Origin of the sequence: Enterobacter huaxiensis (assembly GCF_003594935.2) — a bacterium.
GTDB lineage: Bacteria > Pseudomonadota > Gammaproteobacteria > Enterobacterales > Enterobacteriaceae > Enterobacter > Enterobacter huaxiensis.
The window spans coordinates 4216514-4232258 of the sequence record NZ_CP043342.1; the positions used below are offsets into that span (position 1 = coordinate 4216514).

General features: G+C 52.8%; 15 protein-coding genes. 4 read left to right on the forward strand and 11 right to left on the reverse strand.

The features are described from left to right. Positions 1–61 precede the first annotated feature (61 nt). The 4 genes from trpS to D5067_RS20130 all read left to right on the forward strand — a co-directional run bounded on the left by trpS (position 62) and on the right by D5067_RS20130 (position 2744). Positions 62–1066 carry a tryptophan--tRNA ligase gene (gene trpS / locus D5067_RS20115; RefSeq protein ID WP_119935715.1) on the forward strand — a complete coding sequence of 335 codons (1005 nt, stop codon included), beginning with the start codon at positions 62–64 and terminating at the stop codon, positions 1064–1066. Between the two features lie 172 nt (positions 1067–1238). Then, a complete protein-coding gene (locus tag D5067_RS20120) occupies positions 1239–1922 on the forward strand; it encodes an Ssp6 family T6SS pore-forming effector (RefSeq protein ID WP_119935716.1) in 684 nt (227 codons plus the stop codon). Continuing rightward, entirely contained in the window at positions 1915–2262 is a 348-nt protein-coding gene (locus tag D5067_RS20125) for a hypothetical protein (RefSeq protein ID WP_119935717.1), read from the forward strand. Before D5067_RS20120 ends, D5067_RS20125 begins: the two co-directional genes overlap by 8 nt. Positions 2263–2264: 2 nt before the next feature. After that, positions 2265–2744: an Hcp family type VI secretion system effector gene (locus D5067_RS20130; RefSeq protein ID WP_119935718.1), complete on the forward strand. Its 480-nt coding sequence runs from the start codon at positions 2265–2267 to the stop codon at positions 2742–2744. Positions 2745–2919: 175 nt separating this feature from the next. Here the strand turns inward: D5067_RS20130 and D5067_RS20135 are convergent, their stop codons facing one another. From D5067_RS20135 to D5067_RS20185, 11 genes are all read right to left on the reverse strand, one after another. Next, complete coding sequence (locus D5067_RS20135; RefSeq protein WP_119935719.1) at positions 2920–3921, reverse strand: YcdU family protein; 1002 nt, start codon at positions 3919–3921, stop codon at positions 2920–2922. A 10-nt stretch (positions 3922–3931) separates the two neighbouring features. Then, positions 3932–4864 carry an ACP S-malonyltransferase gene (locus D5067_RS20140; protein ID WP_119935720.1) on the reverse strand — a complete coding sequence of 311 codons (933 nt, stop codon included), beginning with the start codon at positions 4862–4864 and terminating at the stop codon, positions 3932–3934. 10 nt (positions 4865–4874) lie between these two features. Beyond that, entirely contained in the window at positions 4875–6263 is a 1389-nt protein-coding gene (locus tag D5067_RS20145) for a hypothetical protein (protein ID WP_119935721.1), read from the reverse strand. Then, on the reverse strand, positions 6260–7048 hold the full coding sequence (locus D5067_RS20150; protein ID WP_119935722.1) for an outer membrane lipoprotein-sorting protein: 789 nt from the start codon (positions 7046–7048) through the stop codon (positions 6260–6262). The genes D5067_RS20145 and D5067_RS20150 overlap by 4 nt, the downstream gene beginning before the upstream one ends. Positions 7049–7057: 9 nt before the next feature. After that, positions 7058–8368 (reverse strand): ABC transporter permease, encoded by a 1311-nt coding sequence (locus D5067_RS20155; RefSeq protein ID WP_119935723.1) that lies wholly within the window; start codon positions 8366–8368, stop codon positions 7058–7060. Next, positions 8369–9016, reverse strand: a complete 648-nt coding sequence (locus D5067_RS20160) for a hypothetical protein (protein WP_119935724.1) — start codon at positions 9014–9016, stop codon at positions 8369–8371. It abuts the gene before it with no gap. After that, the gene (locus D5067_RS20165; protein ID WP_119935883.1) at positions 9000–9707 is read right to left on the reverse strand and encodes an ABC transporter ATP-binding protein; all 708 of its coding nucleotides are present in this window, start codon (positions 9705–9707) and stop codon (positions 9000–9002) included. The genes D5067_RS20160 and D5067_RS20165 overlap by 17 nt, the downstream gene beginning before the upstream one ends. A gap of 10 nt (positions 9708–9717) precedes the next feature. After that, positions 9718–10668 carry an ATP-binding protein gene (locus D5067_RS20170; protein WP_119935725.1) on the reverse strand — a complete coding sequence of 317 codons (951 nt, stop codon included), beginning with the start codon at positions 10666–10668 and terminating at the stop codon, positions 9718–9720. An 18-nt stretch (positions 10669–10686) separates the two neighbouring features. Then, positions 10687–11904: a beta-ketoacyl synthase N-terminal-like domain-containing protein gene (locus D5067_RS20175; protein ID WP_119935726.1), complete on the reverse strand. Its 1218-nt coding sequence runs from the start codon at positions 11902–11904 to the stop codon at positions 10687–10689. A gap of 4 nt (positions 11905–11908) precedes the next feature. Continuing rightward, positions 11909–14467 (reverse strand): beta-ketoacyl-[acyl-carrier-protein] synthase family protein, encoded by a 2559-nt coding sequence (locus D5067_RS20180; RefSeq protein WP_119935727.1) that lies wholly within the window; start codon positions 14465–14467, stop codon positions 11909–11911. Positions 14468–14569: 102 nt separating this feature from the next. Beyond that, entirely contained in the window at positions 14570–15730 is a 1161-nt protein-coding gene (locus D5067_RS20185; RefSeq protein WP_119935728.1) for an aminomethyl transferase family protein, read from the reverse strand. Positions 15731–15745: the final 15 nt, after the last annotated feature.

Here is a 15745-nt window from a genome sequence, read left to right on the forward strand (position 1 = left end):
CCGAAAGGCGGCTTTCTCACATCTAAGACCCCTTTCGGCAACTGCACATTAAGGAGTCTTTATGAACGCACCCACCATCCTCACCGGCGACCGCCCAACCGGCCCGCTGCACCTCGGCCACTTCGTCGGATCGCTGCGCCAGCGCGTGGCGCTCCAGCAGACGCACAGCCAGTTTGTGCTGATTGCCGACCTGCAGGGGCTGACCGACAACGGCAGCAACCCGCAGAAGATCCGCGACAACATCCCCGAAGTGCTGGCCGACTACCTCGCCGCCGGCATCGACCCGAACCTGACCACGATCTGCCTGCAGTCCGCCCTGCCCGCCCTCGCCGAGCTGACGATGTTATATATGAACATCGTCACCGTCGCCCGCGTGGAGCGTAACCCGACGGTGAAAAACGAGATTGCGCAGAAGGGTTTCGCCCGCTCGCTGCCGGTCGGGTTTATGGCCTACCCCATCAGCCAGGCGGCGGACATCACCGCGTTTAAGGCCGAGTGCGTGCCCGTCGGCGACGACCAGCTGCCGATGATTGAGCAGACCAACGAGATTGTGCACAAGATGAACAGCCTGCTGCCCGCCCCGGTGCTGCGCCACTGCAAAGCGATGCTGAGCGACACCAGCCGCCTGCCCGGCATCGACGGCAGCGCCAAGATGTCGAAATCGCTGGGCAACACGCTGCACCTTTCGGCCAGTGAAGAGACGATTCACCGTGCGGTCAGCGCGATGTACACCGACCCGAATCACCTGAAGGTGAGCGACCCGGGGCAGATTGAGGGGAACGTGGTGTTTACGTACCTCGACGCGTTTCATCCGGACAAGGAGAAAGTGGCGGCGATGAAGGCGCACTATCAGGCGGGCGGGCTGGGCGACCGTGTGTGCAAGAACGAGCTGGAGGCGTGTTTGCAGGAGCTGATTGCGCCGATGCGGGAGCGGAGGGCGATGTATATGCGTGACAGGGGCGAGCTGATGGCGATGCTGAAGCGCGGTACTGAACGGGCGCAGGGGGTGACGCAGGCGACGTTGAGGGAGGTGAAGGTTGGGCTGGGGGTGCCGGTGTTTAGTTAAAGTAGGTTTAGCGGTGGAGTGCGTGGGATGGGCATGAAACCGCTGATTATCTCATTAAAGATGAAATTGATACCTCTAACAATTCTTAATTCCTTATTTAGATAAGATAAATTGCTTCAATCACATTAATATTACATTGATAAATCCTTTATTGCGTATTTAAAGGTTTATTATGGCTGATATAGAAGATATAGCCCGGAGATTATGCAACATTATCGTTTCTCCTGATATCGTTACTGGGCTTATAAATGGAGGGCTATCTGTACCGCTAGATTATGGATATCTGATTTATGGTATCTTTGACACGGATACCAGGTATGCTCGTGAAACTCAACGTATACGAATGATTACTGCCATAAAAAATGACATTTTGAATTACGAGAACATTATCAACGCTGTCAAAGTTATACTTAAAGAATTCAACAGATTTTTAACAGAGGCGGAGCAGGATAAAATATACAGATCTGTAATGACTTCAATTGCAGGTAGAATATCAACCAATTTTATTGCATCCACTATCGCTAAACATGTTATTGAAAGAACATCTTTTACGTTTGTTGTTTTTAAAGGGAAAGGTAACCCAATCACAGCACTGAGCACACTTCTTTTATTTGGGGGAATGGCTGAACGATCAATTAGGACATCTGACAGACTCAAAGCAGAAGCCCCAGAAGTATATCAACTTCTGAGACCCAGAGACTATGACCTACTTTATTTTCTGTTCGCTGATGCCGTCCAGCCTTTCGTAGATGCTATCCATGCAGGTTATTCAGAAGGAAAACCTGTATTTAATCAGATCATGAAGAAAGTTAATGAAAAAATAACTACACGCCCTACGGCAGGCGCGTATGAGTAGGTTTATCATCCCAATTATAAACCTGCTTCTTTGCTCATACTTAGTATTAGCCTATATCCTTTGCTGTGTTGAATTCGAAACCTGGCATGATAAAACAATCGCTTTTTGCATCATTACCCTAAGCGCTTACATTATTTCATTAGTAATGAATAAATTCCTGCCAGGAAAGATATCCATTTTTGGCGGGATCCTGGATGTGTTATCAGGTCCCTTACTGATCATCGGTGCATTTGCTTGTATAGCAGTCCTTGAACCATGGCCGCTGAAAATTATTGGCTTGTTCATATGGGTCGTGGCGATGTTGCACCTACCTTCTTTTGTCAATATAGATGAGGAATAATCATGTCAAATCCAGCATATCTTTGGTTAACCGATGCTAATGGCTCACCCGTCGTAGGAGGTTCCATGGTGTCCGGTCGGTTAGGCGCTATTGAATTAAAGGCGGTCGCTCATCACCTCACCATTCCCGTGAGTGGAAATACAGGCCGACTAACAGGTACCCGCGTACATACACCGATTGCCGTTCAGAAAGAATTTGATAAAACGACACCGGTTCTCATCAGGGCACTGTGTGAAAACCAAACACTAAAATCGGCTACGTTCAAAATGTATCAAATTGATGATGCAGGAATCGAGAGAGAATATTTCAACATTATCCTGGAGAATGTAAAAATCACAGGTATAACGCCAAATCTATTCCCGGGTTCTGGAACAGGAACGCATACAGAGACGATCGAGCTAAGATATGAGGCAATTACCTGGAAACACTGTCACGGGAATATAGTTTACAAAGATGCCTGGAATCATATGGCGATAGCCTGAACCGACTTTAAAATTTCTCGGGCCGAGTTAAGTTTGTGCTTGCCGGTATGCACAAGCGGAGTGGCGGCGATGATGGCGCATTACCAGGCGGGCTGGGGGTGCCGGTGTTTTGAGATTAAGCCAGCGGCACATATTGCTTAAGCTCAGATATGCGCCGCCGGTGCTTCTCAACCGCTTACCATAATGCGTTTTGCCTTTTGATCTCATCCCAGCGAAGGCACATATCGCATGACATCATGAAATCGTTATGCCATTTCCACCAGGCATGCAGGACGTAATAAGCCAGACAAGGGGCATAGCAAAGCAAAAAATAGGCCTCGAAACACAGCGCCCTTCCCGCCAGCGTCACGACAAGCGCGACCAATACTAACCATGCAAACTGAATGACCAGCAGGATCGCAAGCCTCAGCCACAGCGGCTTTGCATACAGCGAACGCCACGGAATAGCTTGCGAAAAGAAAAGATCAATCTCATTCAGGAACAGATGCCCGAGGAAGATATAGCGTTTAGTAAAGCGTAAAAACAGCAGATTAATCGCCAGAACGACCGCGCAGAGTATCAGCATAGTGATAATGGCTTTGAGCGTGAAGTAATGCCCATAGAAATCGAACTCTGCGCGTCTGCCGAGCGGCGCGATCGTCAGTAAATTCATCATAACGGACATGACGACCGCCACCGCCAAATAACCCGTAAGCCGCTTGTATTTGATCGTATCTCTCGCAGAGACGATGACCTGCCTGATATATACAGGGCGCAGCAGGGCAAATATTCCCCAGATAAGCAACGGCGCCACAATCGCGACTGCGGCAAGCGCCAGGCCCGGCGATGCGAGGGAAAAGAGTGCCCACGTTAACCCGCAAAATAGCAGCGCGGCGCCTGCCAGAACCGTGAAGGGAGAAAAGAGAAAATGATGCCTTACGCTCCTCTCGTCGTTCAGAAAGCAGCTCAGGTCTACGTTTTTGACCACGCATTTATAGGCCCAATACGCCCTGAGATCGTTAATAAACGCATAGAGCACCAGCGCTAAAATACCGCTCACGCACCACGCATCCTCGCGGGAGAACGAGAAACCGCTATTTTTCCCGTAAAACCCCAACAGGATCAGCGTAACAACATAGATTAAAAGCAGGTTCCTTTTATCCTGAAACCGAATAAACGTTAAATAATCAGGGATCATAGCGCTACCGTTATATCTCTAGTGCTTTTCTGCAGTGGACAACCGGGGAAGATGCGCCCCCGGGAAAATCATTCAGCATCTGACCCAGGTAGGGTTTATTGCTCATTTCGATAAAGTGCGGACGCCTCTCGTGATGTAAAAAATACGACAGCGTATCGCGCCACTTCACCGTATGGGTCAGGTGCAACGCCAGATTTTCTTTTATCTTCTCCGGCTCCCGCTCAGGCTGCGCCGTCACGTTCATTACCACCTCATGCTCCGGCGCGGTAAGGGGCTGCCCGGCAAGGCATTCGCGCATCGGCTCAACGCCGTCCGCCATTAAGCGCGTATGCCAGGCGCCGCTTACGCCCAGCTTAATGGGGCTAAGACCTTCACGCAGCAGAAGGCTGGCGAAATCATTTAGCGCCCCCGACGTGCCGCCGATCACCTGCTGATGTGGGGTGTTATCGCAGCTGATATCCAGCGCAATGCCCGAACGGGCGATTGTCTCTGCAAGCTGCGTATGCGTCATGCCCTTCAGGGCCAGCATCGTCCCTTTATGCACCTTGCTTACCGCATCCATCGTGCTGGCGCGAAAATGGATCGTGCGGAACAACGTCTCCAGCGAGAGCGCCCCGGCAGCATACAGCGCGCTATATTCACCCACGCTATGGCCACAGGAGCCGATAACGGGCGTTCGGTTAAACCGTACTTTCCACAGGTCGAACAGCGTCACGTTAATGGCCGTTACCGCCATCTGCTGCACCGGCGTCTGAATCAGCTTGTTCATCGGCCCCCGGAGACACAGCCGACGGAGATCCCTCCCGGATATATCGCTGGCACAATCCCAGATCCGCTTCGTCGCGGCGTTAATATCCCACAGATCGCTTCCCATGCCGGTCATCGGGTTTCCCTGTCCGGAAAAAAGCAGCACGACGGGATGTTCAGAATCATTAAGCGTCATCGTTATCTCCTTATAAATAATATTTCAGTCCGACGTACATACCGACGGACTCACCGAAGAGTGCGAACTCTGAATCGGCCGCTCCCAGTGCGGCATAAAATCCACCGAAGGCTTCCAGACTGTCGTTTATGGCGTTCAGCGGCGCGCTAACGTGAAGGCCGGCGAGGGTACTGGTGTCGACAAGATTGAGCACCAGGTAAGGCCGCAGCGCGATGTCTCCTCCAGCCTGCAGACTCGCCCACGCGTTAAGATAATGTTTCCCCTGCAGCATGCCCTTATTACCGGTATTACTGATTTCCGATGACATGAGGTACTTATACGAGTCGAACGCGCTGTCCAGCGGATCGTAGCCGGTTCGGGTATTCAGAAAGCGCAACAGTTCACGCTGCTTTTGCCACTGGGAGCGGGAATAGCCTTCGCTCTGAAAATAATATTCCAGCCCGAAAAGAGAGAAGTTATCAGAGGTATATTCCCCTCCCGCAGCCAGCTCAACGCCAGGCTTATCCTCAGCGCTGTAAAGCGATGTCGGAAACTGATAACGCTCCAGCGCCCGGCGCTGCCGGTCTGAAAGGTGCCGCCAGCGCTGCCCGCGGTGAAACGCCATCTCTCCCTTAAACGTCACCTGGGGCGTCCAGGTGAAGCTATCGGAAAACGCAACCGACTGGGAATCGCCGAGCAGAACGCGCGCGCCGGGGGTATGATCGCGAAAGTGATGCGACGAGTAGCTCAGCAGCCAGGCTTCACTGCTGTTACCCCGCTGGTTGTCTGACCAGGCGCTGGAAGAGAGGTAGCGTTTATCAATGGTCGACAGCTTCGGTACGACGCTCAGAGATAGCGCATGCTGCCGGTCATCCGCAGACAGCGTGGCCGCCCAGGAGGAGGACTGATACGCGGATCTCATCTGCGGATCGTAAAGGCGCGTGGGCTTAAAGCCGCCGTAGTACTGGCTAAGGAGATCCGCCGGCGAACGCAGGAAAAAAAGCCCCGGCTTCGGTTTGAGCTTGCCCATCTCCAGCTGGATCTGGTCGGAGACGCTATACACCATGCGCAATTTTTCGAGGATCGCCCGCGAGCGGCGGTCCTCTTTTTCAAATGCACCCAGCGGCCGAGCGCCGTACCAGGTCAGCCCGTAAAGCGAAAAATCAAGGTTCAGGGCATTGTCGACAAGCGCGCAACTGCTGGCAATGTTGATACCCGCATCGTTAAAAACATTGTTGCGGGTGTAAGGATTTTTACCGTTAATCTGCCAGGGCGAGGTCTGCTTCTTGACGTATGTCGTCTGCTCAAACAGCGTCACCGTGGCATTTTGAGCAACCTCAGCCCCCGACAAGCACTCGGCCAGCAGGCTAAAGGGCGCACAGGACAGGATCAGGGTTATCCTCGCCAGCACGCGTTTCATTGCACACCACGCATGATGGACTCGCGGGTAAACCAGGATTCCGGCAGTGATTCCAGACGAATATCACTGTATTCCATAACCGAATATCGATTGCCGTTTCGGGTGTCCTTGACCACGATTTTCGTCGGCCGCATTTTGCCCAGCACCGGTTGAAAATCATGGTACGTCACTTCTTTAAACAACCGATCGTCGAGAGAGTAATAAGAGGCTTTAAATGGCCGGTTATCGCCCTCTTTCTCGACGTAGTAGCTGATTTTTGGCCAGGTTGCCTCGGCAGACTTGCGTTCGAGCAGCAGCGAATAACAGACGTTTTCGCCACAAGGCACTTCTCCCTGCAGGGTTGAGCGATAGGCGTATTCAAAATTGGTGACGATCACGTCCCCGTTGGCTATCTGTCCAATAAGCCGCTGCTGTGGAGAAACCGGTACGGGGCGGCGGAGTTCTGGCGTATAAAACCACAGCGCGTAACCGTCCGAGAACAGCACTTTTCCTTTGTCCCGCGGCGGAAAGATTAACCGCGCCAGAGAACGGGCATCCGCTTTTGTCTCGCCATCCGGCTTAATAAAGCGCATAGAGATATCAAGGATCTGCTTATTCTCAGGCTGCGTCGCACCCGCCTGATATTCGCTAATCGTCAGGGTGTAACGAAAAGGCTTATTTGGAGAGCGAACCTCGTCAGCCCGGCGGATAATCTCCAGCGCTTTTTCATCTTCAGGAGATGCAAAAACCCAGGTCGATAAGAGCGTCAAACCTAACAGCAGCGCGGTATTAATCTTGCTTAACATATCGCTTCCTTACGAGAATTTAAACGCGTCCGAAATATTCAACCGAGAGGCACGCAGGGCGGGCAGTACCGAGGCGCCGGCTGCCGTTAATATGGGCAGTACCAGCGTTATCCAGTTAAGCGCCAGCGTGTCCGTTTTAATAAATGCCGTATATCCCTGGGATTGTCCCGGTGACGGTGGCATGGGGATCCCCTGAATATTAATGACCGTCGCAATGGCGTAACCGATCGCAAGGCTCCCGGCGGCCCCCATAATGCCGGTGAAAATACCCTCTAATAAAAAAAGTCGCGTGACGTGCAGCGGTTTTAAGCCAATTGCCCTCAGCGTGGTTATTTCCCGGGTGCGCTCAATAATGTTCATCGTCATGGCATTGCTAATCATGAAGATGACGATCAGGCTGACGATGAGCTTAATAAAGAAATAGATCCCGGAGAGTAACCCTTCAACCTGCTGATAAAACAGCGAGACCTCTTTCCAGTCCTTTACGATCAGCGGCAAATTGTGTTGGGAAATAAACAGACGCAGCCTGTCGCAGAATGCTGCCGTATCATCCTCATTGAGCAGGATCAGGATTTTGCTGACGCCGTCGGTTCCCATCATACGCTGCGCGGTAGCAAGCGGGATTTTCATTGCCACATCGTCGTAATCCTTGATCCCTGACTGAAACACGCCGCGCAGCTTAAGGGATAGTGCGCCCTGCCCGCCCTGGGCGTTAACCACCAGTACGTCCAGCCAGTCGTCGTAATGAGCATTAAGCGTTTTCGCCAGCCCGCTGCCGAGAGTAATTTCATTGGTTTTTACCCGCGAAAGATCGCTGCCGGAAATAAGCTTATCAAACGCGCCCAGTTTTAAAGCCGGTAATGGCTCCACGCCGAGGGCGGAAAAATAGCTCGAGGTTTCGCTTTCGTACTGCGAAATCACCCCAGAGAACTCCAGCTGTCCGGAAAGAGTTGAGATTGACTTCGCCAGTTCCGGTTCGCTGAGGATCGCCTTTTTCAACGCCTGATAGTCGTTGATAAGGCTTTTGTTTTTATTTGACGTCTCAAAATAGTTATTTTTGTAGATCTGAACATGCCCAACGTTGGTTCGAATAGTTTGCTCTTTCAGGATCCAGAATGAGTAATCGATAAAACCGCCGTACAGAAATATCGATATCCCCCCCAGCATAATCGCGGCAAGGGTAGAAAACGATCGCCGCTTGTGACGGAAGAGGTTTAAAAAAGCGAACTTCACGTCTCGCGAGCGATATATTGCACACCACGCCACAAAAAGCAGAATGCCGATTACAACCACAGTGGCTAAAACCATTTGCCAGACCATTTATTTCCCTTTCACCAGTGGTAACACTATCTGAGTGACTTCGGTCATATCCCATTCCGGTGCGCTACCGGACTCCAGCGCCGCGGCCGCGTCGGGATCCTGTTTTTTAATTTCCGACAGCAACGTCTTTGCCTGCTGGGAACGTTTACAGCTCAGCAGCGCGCGATAGCGCATCCCTTTGATATGCTCCACCAGCCCCACGCTGAAGCCCTGGGCGTTATTCAACATCAAAGCGGTATCGTTGAGCGTGATGACGCAACGCCCTAAATCAGACGCCAGCCATGCATCAACCCGTGCGCGCAGATAACGGATTTTCGGGTCGTCTTCGTGAAGCTCAACCGCCTCATCAAGATAGAAAAAACCGGTCTTCGCGTATTCTGACGCCCGAATGAGATCGCTGGCCGTCAGAAAATAATCGGCCTGGCGGAGCATGCCGTAGGCGTAAAACACCAGCGAAAGGGGATTGTCGCTGCGGCTGTACTCCTGAAACAGCGACTGAGTGACCTCGGCCAACGCCGCGGGCTGGGTCGGAAACCCGTGCTGAATGACCCGTTCCGCCACGGGGATCGTTGACGCCCGGACGGTTCCGCCGTACAGCAGGTAAAGCACGCATCCACAAAGCAGAAAAAAATTATGTTTGCGAATCATGAACTAAGGCTCCGTCTTTGATTTCAACCACGCGCCGCGCGCGCGCTTTTAGCTGGCTCGAGTGCGTGGAGATGATAAAAGTGGTCCGGGTCTCCTGATTGATTTTCAGCAGCAGATCCAGAATGGCTTCTCCCGTTCCCAAATCGAGATTGCCTGTCGGCTCATCGGCGATGACAATCTGCGGCTCGTGCGCCAGCGCTCTGGCGATGGCTACCCGCTGCTGCTGCCCACCGGAAAGTTGTCCCGGCTTACGATCCGTAAACGCGGCCAGACCGACGCTGTCGATAAAGTGCAGCGCCCGTGCTTTCGCCTCGCTTTTCGTGATGTGTCCATTCAGCACCAGGGGAAAATAGACGTTATCAAAGACGTTGAGTACGGGGATTAAATTAAAAAACTGAAAGATAAAGCCTAAATGCTTCCCGCGGATCGCAGAAAGCTGCTCTTCACTCAGATTATTCAGCAATTTATTCAGGAACAGCACGGTGCCGCCACTGGGTTTATCAATGCCTGATAAAATATTCAGCAGCGTGCTTTTACCGCTGCCGGATGGCCCGCACAGGGCCAGAAATTCCCCTTTCGCAACGTCGAGGCTAATATTTTTTAATGCGTCAACTTTTCCGTCACCCTCGCCATAGTGCTTATAGATATTATTTAACGAGAGCATGGGCAGCTCTTTTATTATTTTGCTCATAGCGTTGCCGTTAATCCCTGCCATAGTCGATGTCGAAATAGCTGTACCCCAGCACATTGTCCGGGACGACTGTTCTCAGGTTTCCTGCTGTAGAGGCGTGCTGCTTTACCCACGCGAAGCTCAGTGCAGGCGTCAAACACCCGCTGGCACCGTAGGTCTCCGCCAGGTTAAGGATATTTTCTTCAGGCACTGCCGATCGCTGCAGCAGATCGTTGCGCACGCCCGCATAGGCAATGCGTCCCCCCTCCCGCGTATTTTCGAGGGTTTCCGCCATCAGATATTGCCCGCCACTCACCTTTATTGCGCTTTCCTGGCTGCTGAAAATGAAACAGCCGGTACGTTCAACGGTTAAATTGACGTTATCCGCCTTACCGCGCCGATTTTCTCTGCCGCTAAGAGGACGATCCTCGTCAGAAAACACCAGGATTGGGATCGCCCGATATGCGGCGCAGATGACCACGTAATCAAACACATCCCAGCTCAGATAATCCTTCGCCAGCGAGACAGCCTGCATAAAGCCCTGCTTCTCACCGCGAATTTTGCAGGTGGGTCCGTTAATAGCGAACTTTTTGACCAGATTTTTTGGCAGCGTATCTATCGCCGAAATATGCAGGGCGCTGGCTATATTCTCAAACGGCCCCGACTCGCCCCAGGAATCGACGTAGATAAACGCCGTCCGGCGCTTCAATAATCTCATGCGCTCCTTGGCGGCCAGCGCCAGCAGCGCCTCATCCGCAGACAGCTCCATGGCCTCGAGGTATTTTTGATACTGAGGATTTCGGATCATCTCTCCGGCATACCGCCCAGCCTCGGTGCCAAAACGCTTCAGGCCCCAGCCGTTAACATGGGAAGACTTCAGCGATTTATTGTATAAATGCGCCTCCCAGGCATTCAGCCAGCTTGGCTGGTAGAAATAAAATGTCTCTTCTGGCTCAATCAATGAAAATGACGATAAATACATAGGCTTTTCCATAAACGTCTACCGCCCTGAATTCGTATCAGACATCACAACGCCAATAACGGAACCATCCACCCCAATCCCCATTTTCAGCAGATGAGCGCGCGCGTGGTGCGTTGCCTCGCGATTAACCCATACCTGCTGCGCGATGGTTTCAATAATGGCGTCGCCGGCGACGGGAGAAATAATTTCCCGCTGGGACAACGTATGATGCCCAATTATTAAATCAATAATTCCCGAGCCGGTGGCGGTATAGCCAATCTGACCTTTATAGGCGAGAACGGGAATTAACGTCCCTTCGCTAAATATCACGATGGCTTTCGCTTCGGCTTTATCGCTAATGGACGATCCGTTGCCGTGAGGAATAATCGCGCACAGATCGCCCGCGGCAATTTCCGCTTTTTCGACCGCTTGCTGCATTACTTTCACGATACTGGTGCTAAGCCATGAACTGTCATTACTTCTGCCCGCGCTGATTTGCATATAGGAGGTTTGTAAGCGTATTCCACCGCTACGCTGGCGCGCGCGCCGGTGGCGTGCGCTTTCAAGTAGCAGAACGCTAAATCCTTCAGCAAATAAGACCCCTTTACTGTGCTCGCCAAAGGGCTGTACGGGATCGCTATCCAGCATGGACTGAGTACTGAGAAACCAGAGATCCTGCGTTTTAATTTTGGAACAGTTGACCACCAGCACCAGATCGACACCATTATGCTCGATGGCCTGACAGCCGAAATGTATCGCCGTCAGCGACGAGTTGCTGGTGCAGTTCAGATTCGGTGGCAAATAGCGCAGCCGATACTGCCGGGCAAGGTCGCCAGCCAGACGATCCTGCGACATATTCTCAACGTGCAGCTGCATTAATGATGTTGAAAGATGAATATCCTCAACATCATTTTTGTTATAGAAGCTTTTGAACGCCATACCGTCGACCCGCGGGCCGATACCGGTCAAATAAACCCGTACGTTACTTCCGGCGAGGCAGCGCGCCTCCAGCTCAGCCTGCCCGAGAGCATCATCGATCAGGCGAAGGAGCAGATCGAATGCGCTATCATCCGTACGATCCAGCGTGGCCACCTTGATATTCCGGGTAAATCCACACTTTATTGCCTCGTCGTCAGACCTGAACCAGCCTTTTGTTTCAACGCGCCTTCCCTGCTTCAGGTTGTGAATAAGCTGAGGGCTGTCTTCGGCAAAGGGTAAACAGGAACTGAACCCCGAAATGATAGCGGCATTGTCCACAATATTATCCTTTAATCACAAACGCGTAATAGTTCCCGCCTTCCGTCGCCCCCACGAGTAATACCTGCCTGAGCGCCAGCCGCAGCGGTTCTCGCACAAAGTTGATTCGTGAATCGAAAAATTCGCGGGTATGTGGAATAGCGGGAACGGCCTGCTTTTTAAAGCAGTCAATAATGACCATCAGATTGAGTAAACCGGCTGCGGATGCGACAAACCCAAAGCAGGCGTTGTAATTAACGACCGGCACATCCGGCTTCGCGTCGGCAAAGATTGTATGAATAGCATCGATTTCAACGTGCGAGCTGTCGGGGCTGCCGTTGCTCGTGCCGCAAACAAGGTCAATGTCCTGGGCTTCAACACCGGCATCGGCCAGCGCGCGGGCAATGGCAAGCGCCATTGAGGACGATTTTTCGCTGTGCATGGCGGCGTCAAAGTAGCTGTTGCTACAGGCTTTACCGTACCCGGCGACCTCCGCCAGCACCTCCGCCCCGCGCTCCTGCGCCCGCTGCGGATCTTCCAGCAGCAGCATGCAGGCCCCTTCACCCGGCACATAGCCTTTCGCGGCTTTACCGTAGACCTGATAATCATCCGCGCTGGAGGTCATCTGGAGCTTTTGCGTCACCGCATTCATGTACATCGACATCGACGGAAAATACTCATCCGCCCCACCCACCAGCACCTGCGGCTGCAGGTTCTGACGCACGATTTCATAGCCGTAGGTTAATGCCCCCAGCGCCGCGTTCTCGCCGGTGGCAAGCGTGGTGGTGTACCCCTTGATCCCTTCGGAAATGCCGCAGAAGGTCGGAATCGCATTCATCAGCGAACCGGGAAACTCAGAGGTCCTGACCTTACGAGGGTCTGGTTTCAGGCTTTGCAGGTATTTGTAGGTCGTCTCCTGCGGGCCGCTGGACATCCCCATCACCAGGCCCAGCGCATCGCCATCACGCTTGATTTTGCGCTTCGCCTGCTCCAGCGCTTCGGACAGTGCAATCAGCGCAAAGGTGCCGCCACGGGTCGCTTTACGTGGGTCAAAGCGGCGCAAGTGTTTGCGCGGCTCCAGATCCGTCACCTGGAAGGTTTTGAACTGCGCGTTCTCCTCCGGGCGCGGCGCGGCATCCAGGCTGAACGCATCACCAAACAGCAATTCAAACTGATGGGTCTCTTCCAGCACCGTCAGCAGCGCTTTTGCCTCTTCGAGTGTGTCTTCCGGGAAAGTCACCTCGCCCAGCGCAACGGTATGATTGCGCGCCCAGACGCTATCCAGGATCGCATTAACAGTATGCCCAATCGCCGACACCGCGCCGGTACCGGTAATGGCAACCCGCTTCTGCTCAAAGCTGCTGACCGGAACGGAACCGGGTTCCATGCTCACGATCAGGCTGCAGTTATTTCCGCCGAAGGCATAGTTGTTCTTCATGAAGAGGTTAATCTTTTGCTCGCGGAACGCGTTAGGCACGTAGTCCAGATCGCAGTTCGGACGCGCCGCGGTGAAGTTCAGGGTAGGCAAAATGTGGTTGTCGGGCAGCGTCACCAGGCAGGCGATGAGCTCGACGATGCCCGCTGCACCAATGTTGTGGCCAAAATAGGATTTGGTCGAACTCACCGGCGGCACCGGATGGCCTGCAAAGACTTTTTTCATCGCCAGCGTTTCAATACGGTCGTTGGCTTCGGTCCCGGTACCGTGGGCGTTTACATAGTCAATCCGATCGGGAGTGATACCCGCATTTTCCATGGCTTTGAGCATGACCTGCACGGCGCCGCTGGCGCGCGGATCGGGTCCGGTCTCATGGAAGGCATCGCAGGAGGTGGCATAAGAGAGGATCTCGCCGTAAATGGTGGCGCCACGCGCCACGGCGTGGTCATAGTCCTCAAGCAGCAGCGCCCCCGCGCCTTCACCAATAGACATGCCGGACTGGCCCGAAAACGGTGTACAGGCCTTCGGGTGCATGACGTTCAGCGCATAAAAACCGGCGAAGGTAGGCAGGTAGATAGGCTCAGTGCCGACCGCCAACATCGTTTTGTTTTTGCCGTTCTGGATATAGTCGAACGCCATGCCGACCGCATTCGGGCTGGCGGTACAGGCGGTAGCGACCAGCTCGACCCCGCCCTGCAAACCCAGCAGGGTCGATACGCTGGAACAACAGGAGGAAAAGCCGCCCGAAAAGAGCGCCTTGCGCAGGGAAAAATCGGCCAGGCGCTGCTCAAACAGCGGCAAAAATGCCTCTGTGCCGGCAGAAGAGACGCCAACAATTAAGCCGGTCTCTTTAAGCTGGGCTTTGTCATCAACCAGCCCCGCCTGAATTAGCGCATCCTTGCCTACCTTATAAGCCCACAGCGCCGCATTATCGAGTGAGTCAATAATCTCATCCGGAAGTTCTGAATAATCCATCTCATGCAGCACTTCAGCCGCTCTGGCATTTTCAAACCATGTTGAAAAGCGTTTGCTGTCAGCCACACCGTTGCGCTTATTCACTAAAGCGTCTTTAAAATCCCCAAGGTTATCAGCCAGAGAAGATAAGATGCCCATCCCGGTAATAACAACGCGTTTCCTGTTTGTTTTCATAATTCACCGTACCGCCGTGTACAGATAATAAAACAGTCAAAATGGAAAACAGGCGGAATTAGCACTGCTGATTACCCACCGACTGTTTTTATAAGGAATCAATTACAATGCGCTTTTCGCTTTTGACGCATCAACAAAGCTGTGTTCAGTCGGATTAACCAGCATGCTCAGGTTATAAATAAAGGGCATGCTTTTAGTTCTGGCGACCACCGTTTCGGTATCGGTTTGAAGGGTATAACCCGCAATATCGGACCAGGCATAGTCGCTTTCCAGCAGCGCCAGGGCAATAAAGCGCTGTAGCGCAGGCGAGAATACGGCATTCACCACGTGCCCAATAGCCTGGCCGTCAACCAGCACGCTATCGCCCGCCGCGATCCCTGAGCAGGTCTCTTCGGCGATCATGCCAATCAGCCTGCGCGTACCGGCCTGCTGAGACAGCGCCTGCACCGCTTCCTGCCCGACAAATCCTTCTTTGTCGTACTGGACGGCCCACTGCATCTGCAGCTCAACAGGGCTAAGGCTGTAGCCAGCAAACAGGCTCGCATCCCAGCCCGGGTTTTCGATACGCACGATTTTCTGATAGTCCAGGCCGCCGGTCTGCAGATGATATTTACCGCCCTGCTGTTGAAGCTGCCGCCACTGCTCAACCAACTTCTCCTCATGGCCGATAACCATGTACGCAAATTCGCCGTGTTTACCGCAGCGGAGCACCATCAGTTCATCGTCGGTATTCATGTACTCGTAATACGGCAGGCCAATCACATCGAAGCCGTGAATTTCTGCCATCAGCTCCCAGGCGTACGGACCTTCGAGCAGAATCGCCCCCCAGCGCTGTTCGCGCATATCGCTAATTTCAGGGGTGTCCTGAATATCGAGTTCGTCTGATTTCTCCAGCAGCGCGGCCAGGCTGGCCATCAGCTCATCGGCGGGAATATTCTCCGACATAATGTAATACCCCTCTGAAGAACACAGGACGTATACATCACCGCGAATGGTGCCGTCGTCATTCAGAACCAGCGAGTAAATCGCCTGTTCATCGCGAATAATAGAGACATCGGCAGAGACCAGATAATTCACCAGAGCCCATGCATCATCCCCCATCACGCTGATGATGGACATATGGGAATAATCCACGAGGAGAGCATTTTCGCGTACGGCTTTATATTCTACCATCGGGTCATGATAGGCTGCGGGCACGGAGTGATGGTTATAAACGCTCATTACTGCGTTATTCTGCAAATGGAAGTCGTATAAAGACGTCATAACGTGATCCTGTCA

Coding starts and splice junctions, on each gene's coding strand:
- D5067_RS20180 (WP_119935727.1), bottom strand. CDS start 14,467: ATGAAAACAAACAGGAAACGCGTTGTTATTACCGGGATGGGCATCTTA.
- D5067_RS20155 (WP_119935723.1), bottom strand. CDS start 8,368: ATGGTCTGGCAAATGGTTTTAGCCACTGTGGTTGTAATCGGCATTCTG.
- D5067_RS20140 (WP_119935720.1), bottom strand. CDS start 4,864: ATGACGCTTAATGATTCTGAACATCCCGTCGTGCTGCTTTTTTCCGGA.
- D5067_RS20170 (WP_119935725.1), bottom strand. CDS start 10,668: ATGTATTTATCGTCATTTTCATTGATTGAGCCAGAAGAGACATTTTAT.
- D5067_RS20125 (WP_119935717.1), top strand. CDS start 1,915: ATGAGTAGGTTTATCATCCCAATTATAAACCTGCTTCTTTGCTCATAC.
- D5067_RS20150 (WP_119935722.1), bottom strand. CDS start 7,048: ATGTTAAGCAAGATTAATACCGCGCTGCTGTTAGGTTTGACGCTCTTA.
- trpS (WP_119935715.1), top strand. CDS start 62: ATGAACGCACCCACCATCCTCACCGGCGACCGCCCAACCGGCCCGCTG.
- D5067_RS20185 (WP_119935728.1), bottom strand. CDS start 15,730: ATGACGTCTTTATACGACTTCCATTTGCAGAATAACGCAGTAATGAGC.
- D5067_RS20135 (WP_119935719.1), bottom strand. CDS start 3,921: ATGATCCCTGATTATTTAACGTTTATTCGGTTTCAGGATAAAAGGAAC.
- D5067_RS20120 (WP_119935716.1), top strand. CDS start 1,239: ATGGCTGATATAGAAGATATAGCCCGGAGATTATGCAACATTATCGTT.
- D5067_RS20130 (WP_119935718.1), top strand. CDS start 2,265: ATGTCAAATCCAGCATATCTTTGGTTAACCGATGCTAATGGCTCACCC.
- D5067_RS20145 (WP_119935721.1), bottom strand. CDS start 6,263: ATGAAACGCGTGCTGGCGAGGATAACCCTGATCCTGTCCTGTGCGCCC.
- D5067_RS20165 (WP_119935883.1), bottom strand. CDS start 9,707: ATGAGCAAAATAATAAAAGAGCTGCCCATGCTCTCGTTAAATAATATC.
- D5067_RS20160 (WP_119935724.1), bottom strand. CDS start 9,016: ATGATTCGCAAACATAATTTTTTTCTGCTTTGTGGATGCGTGCTTTAC.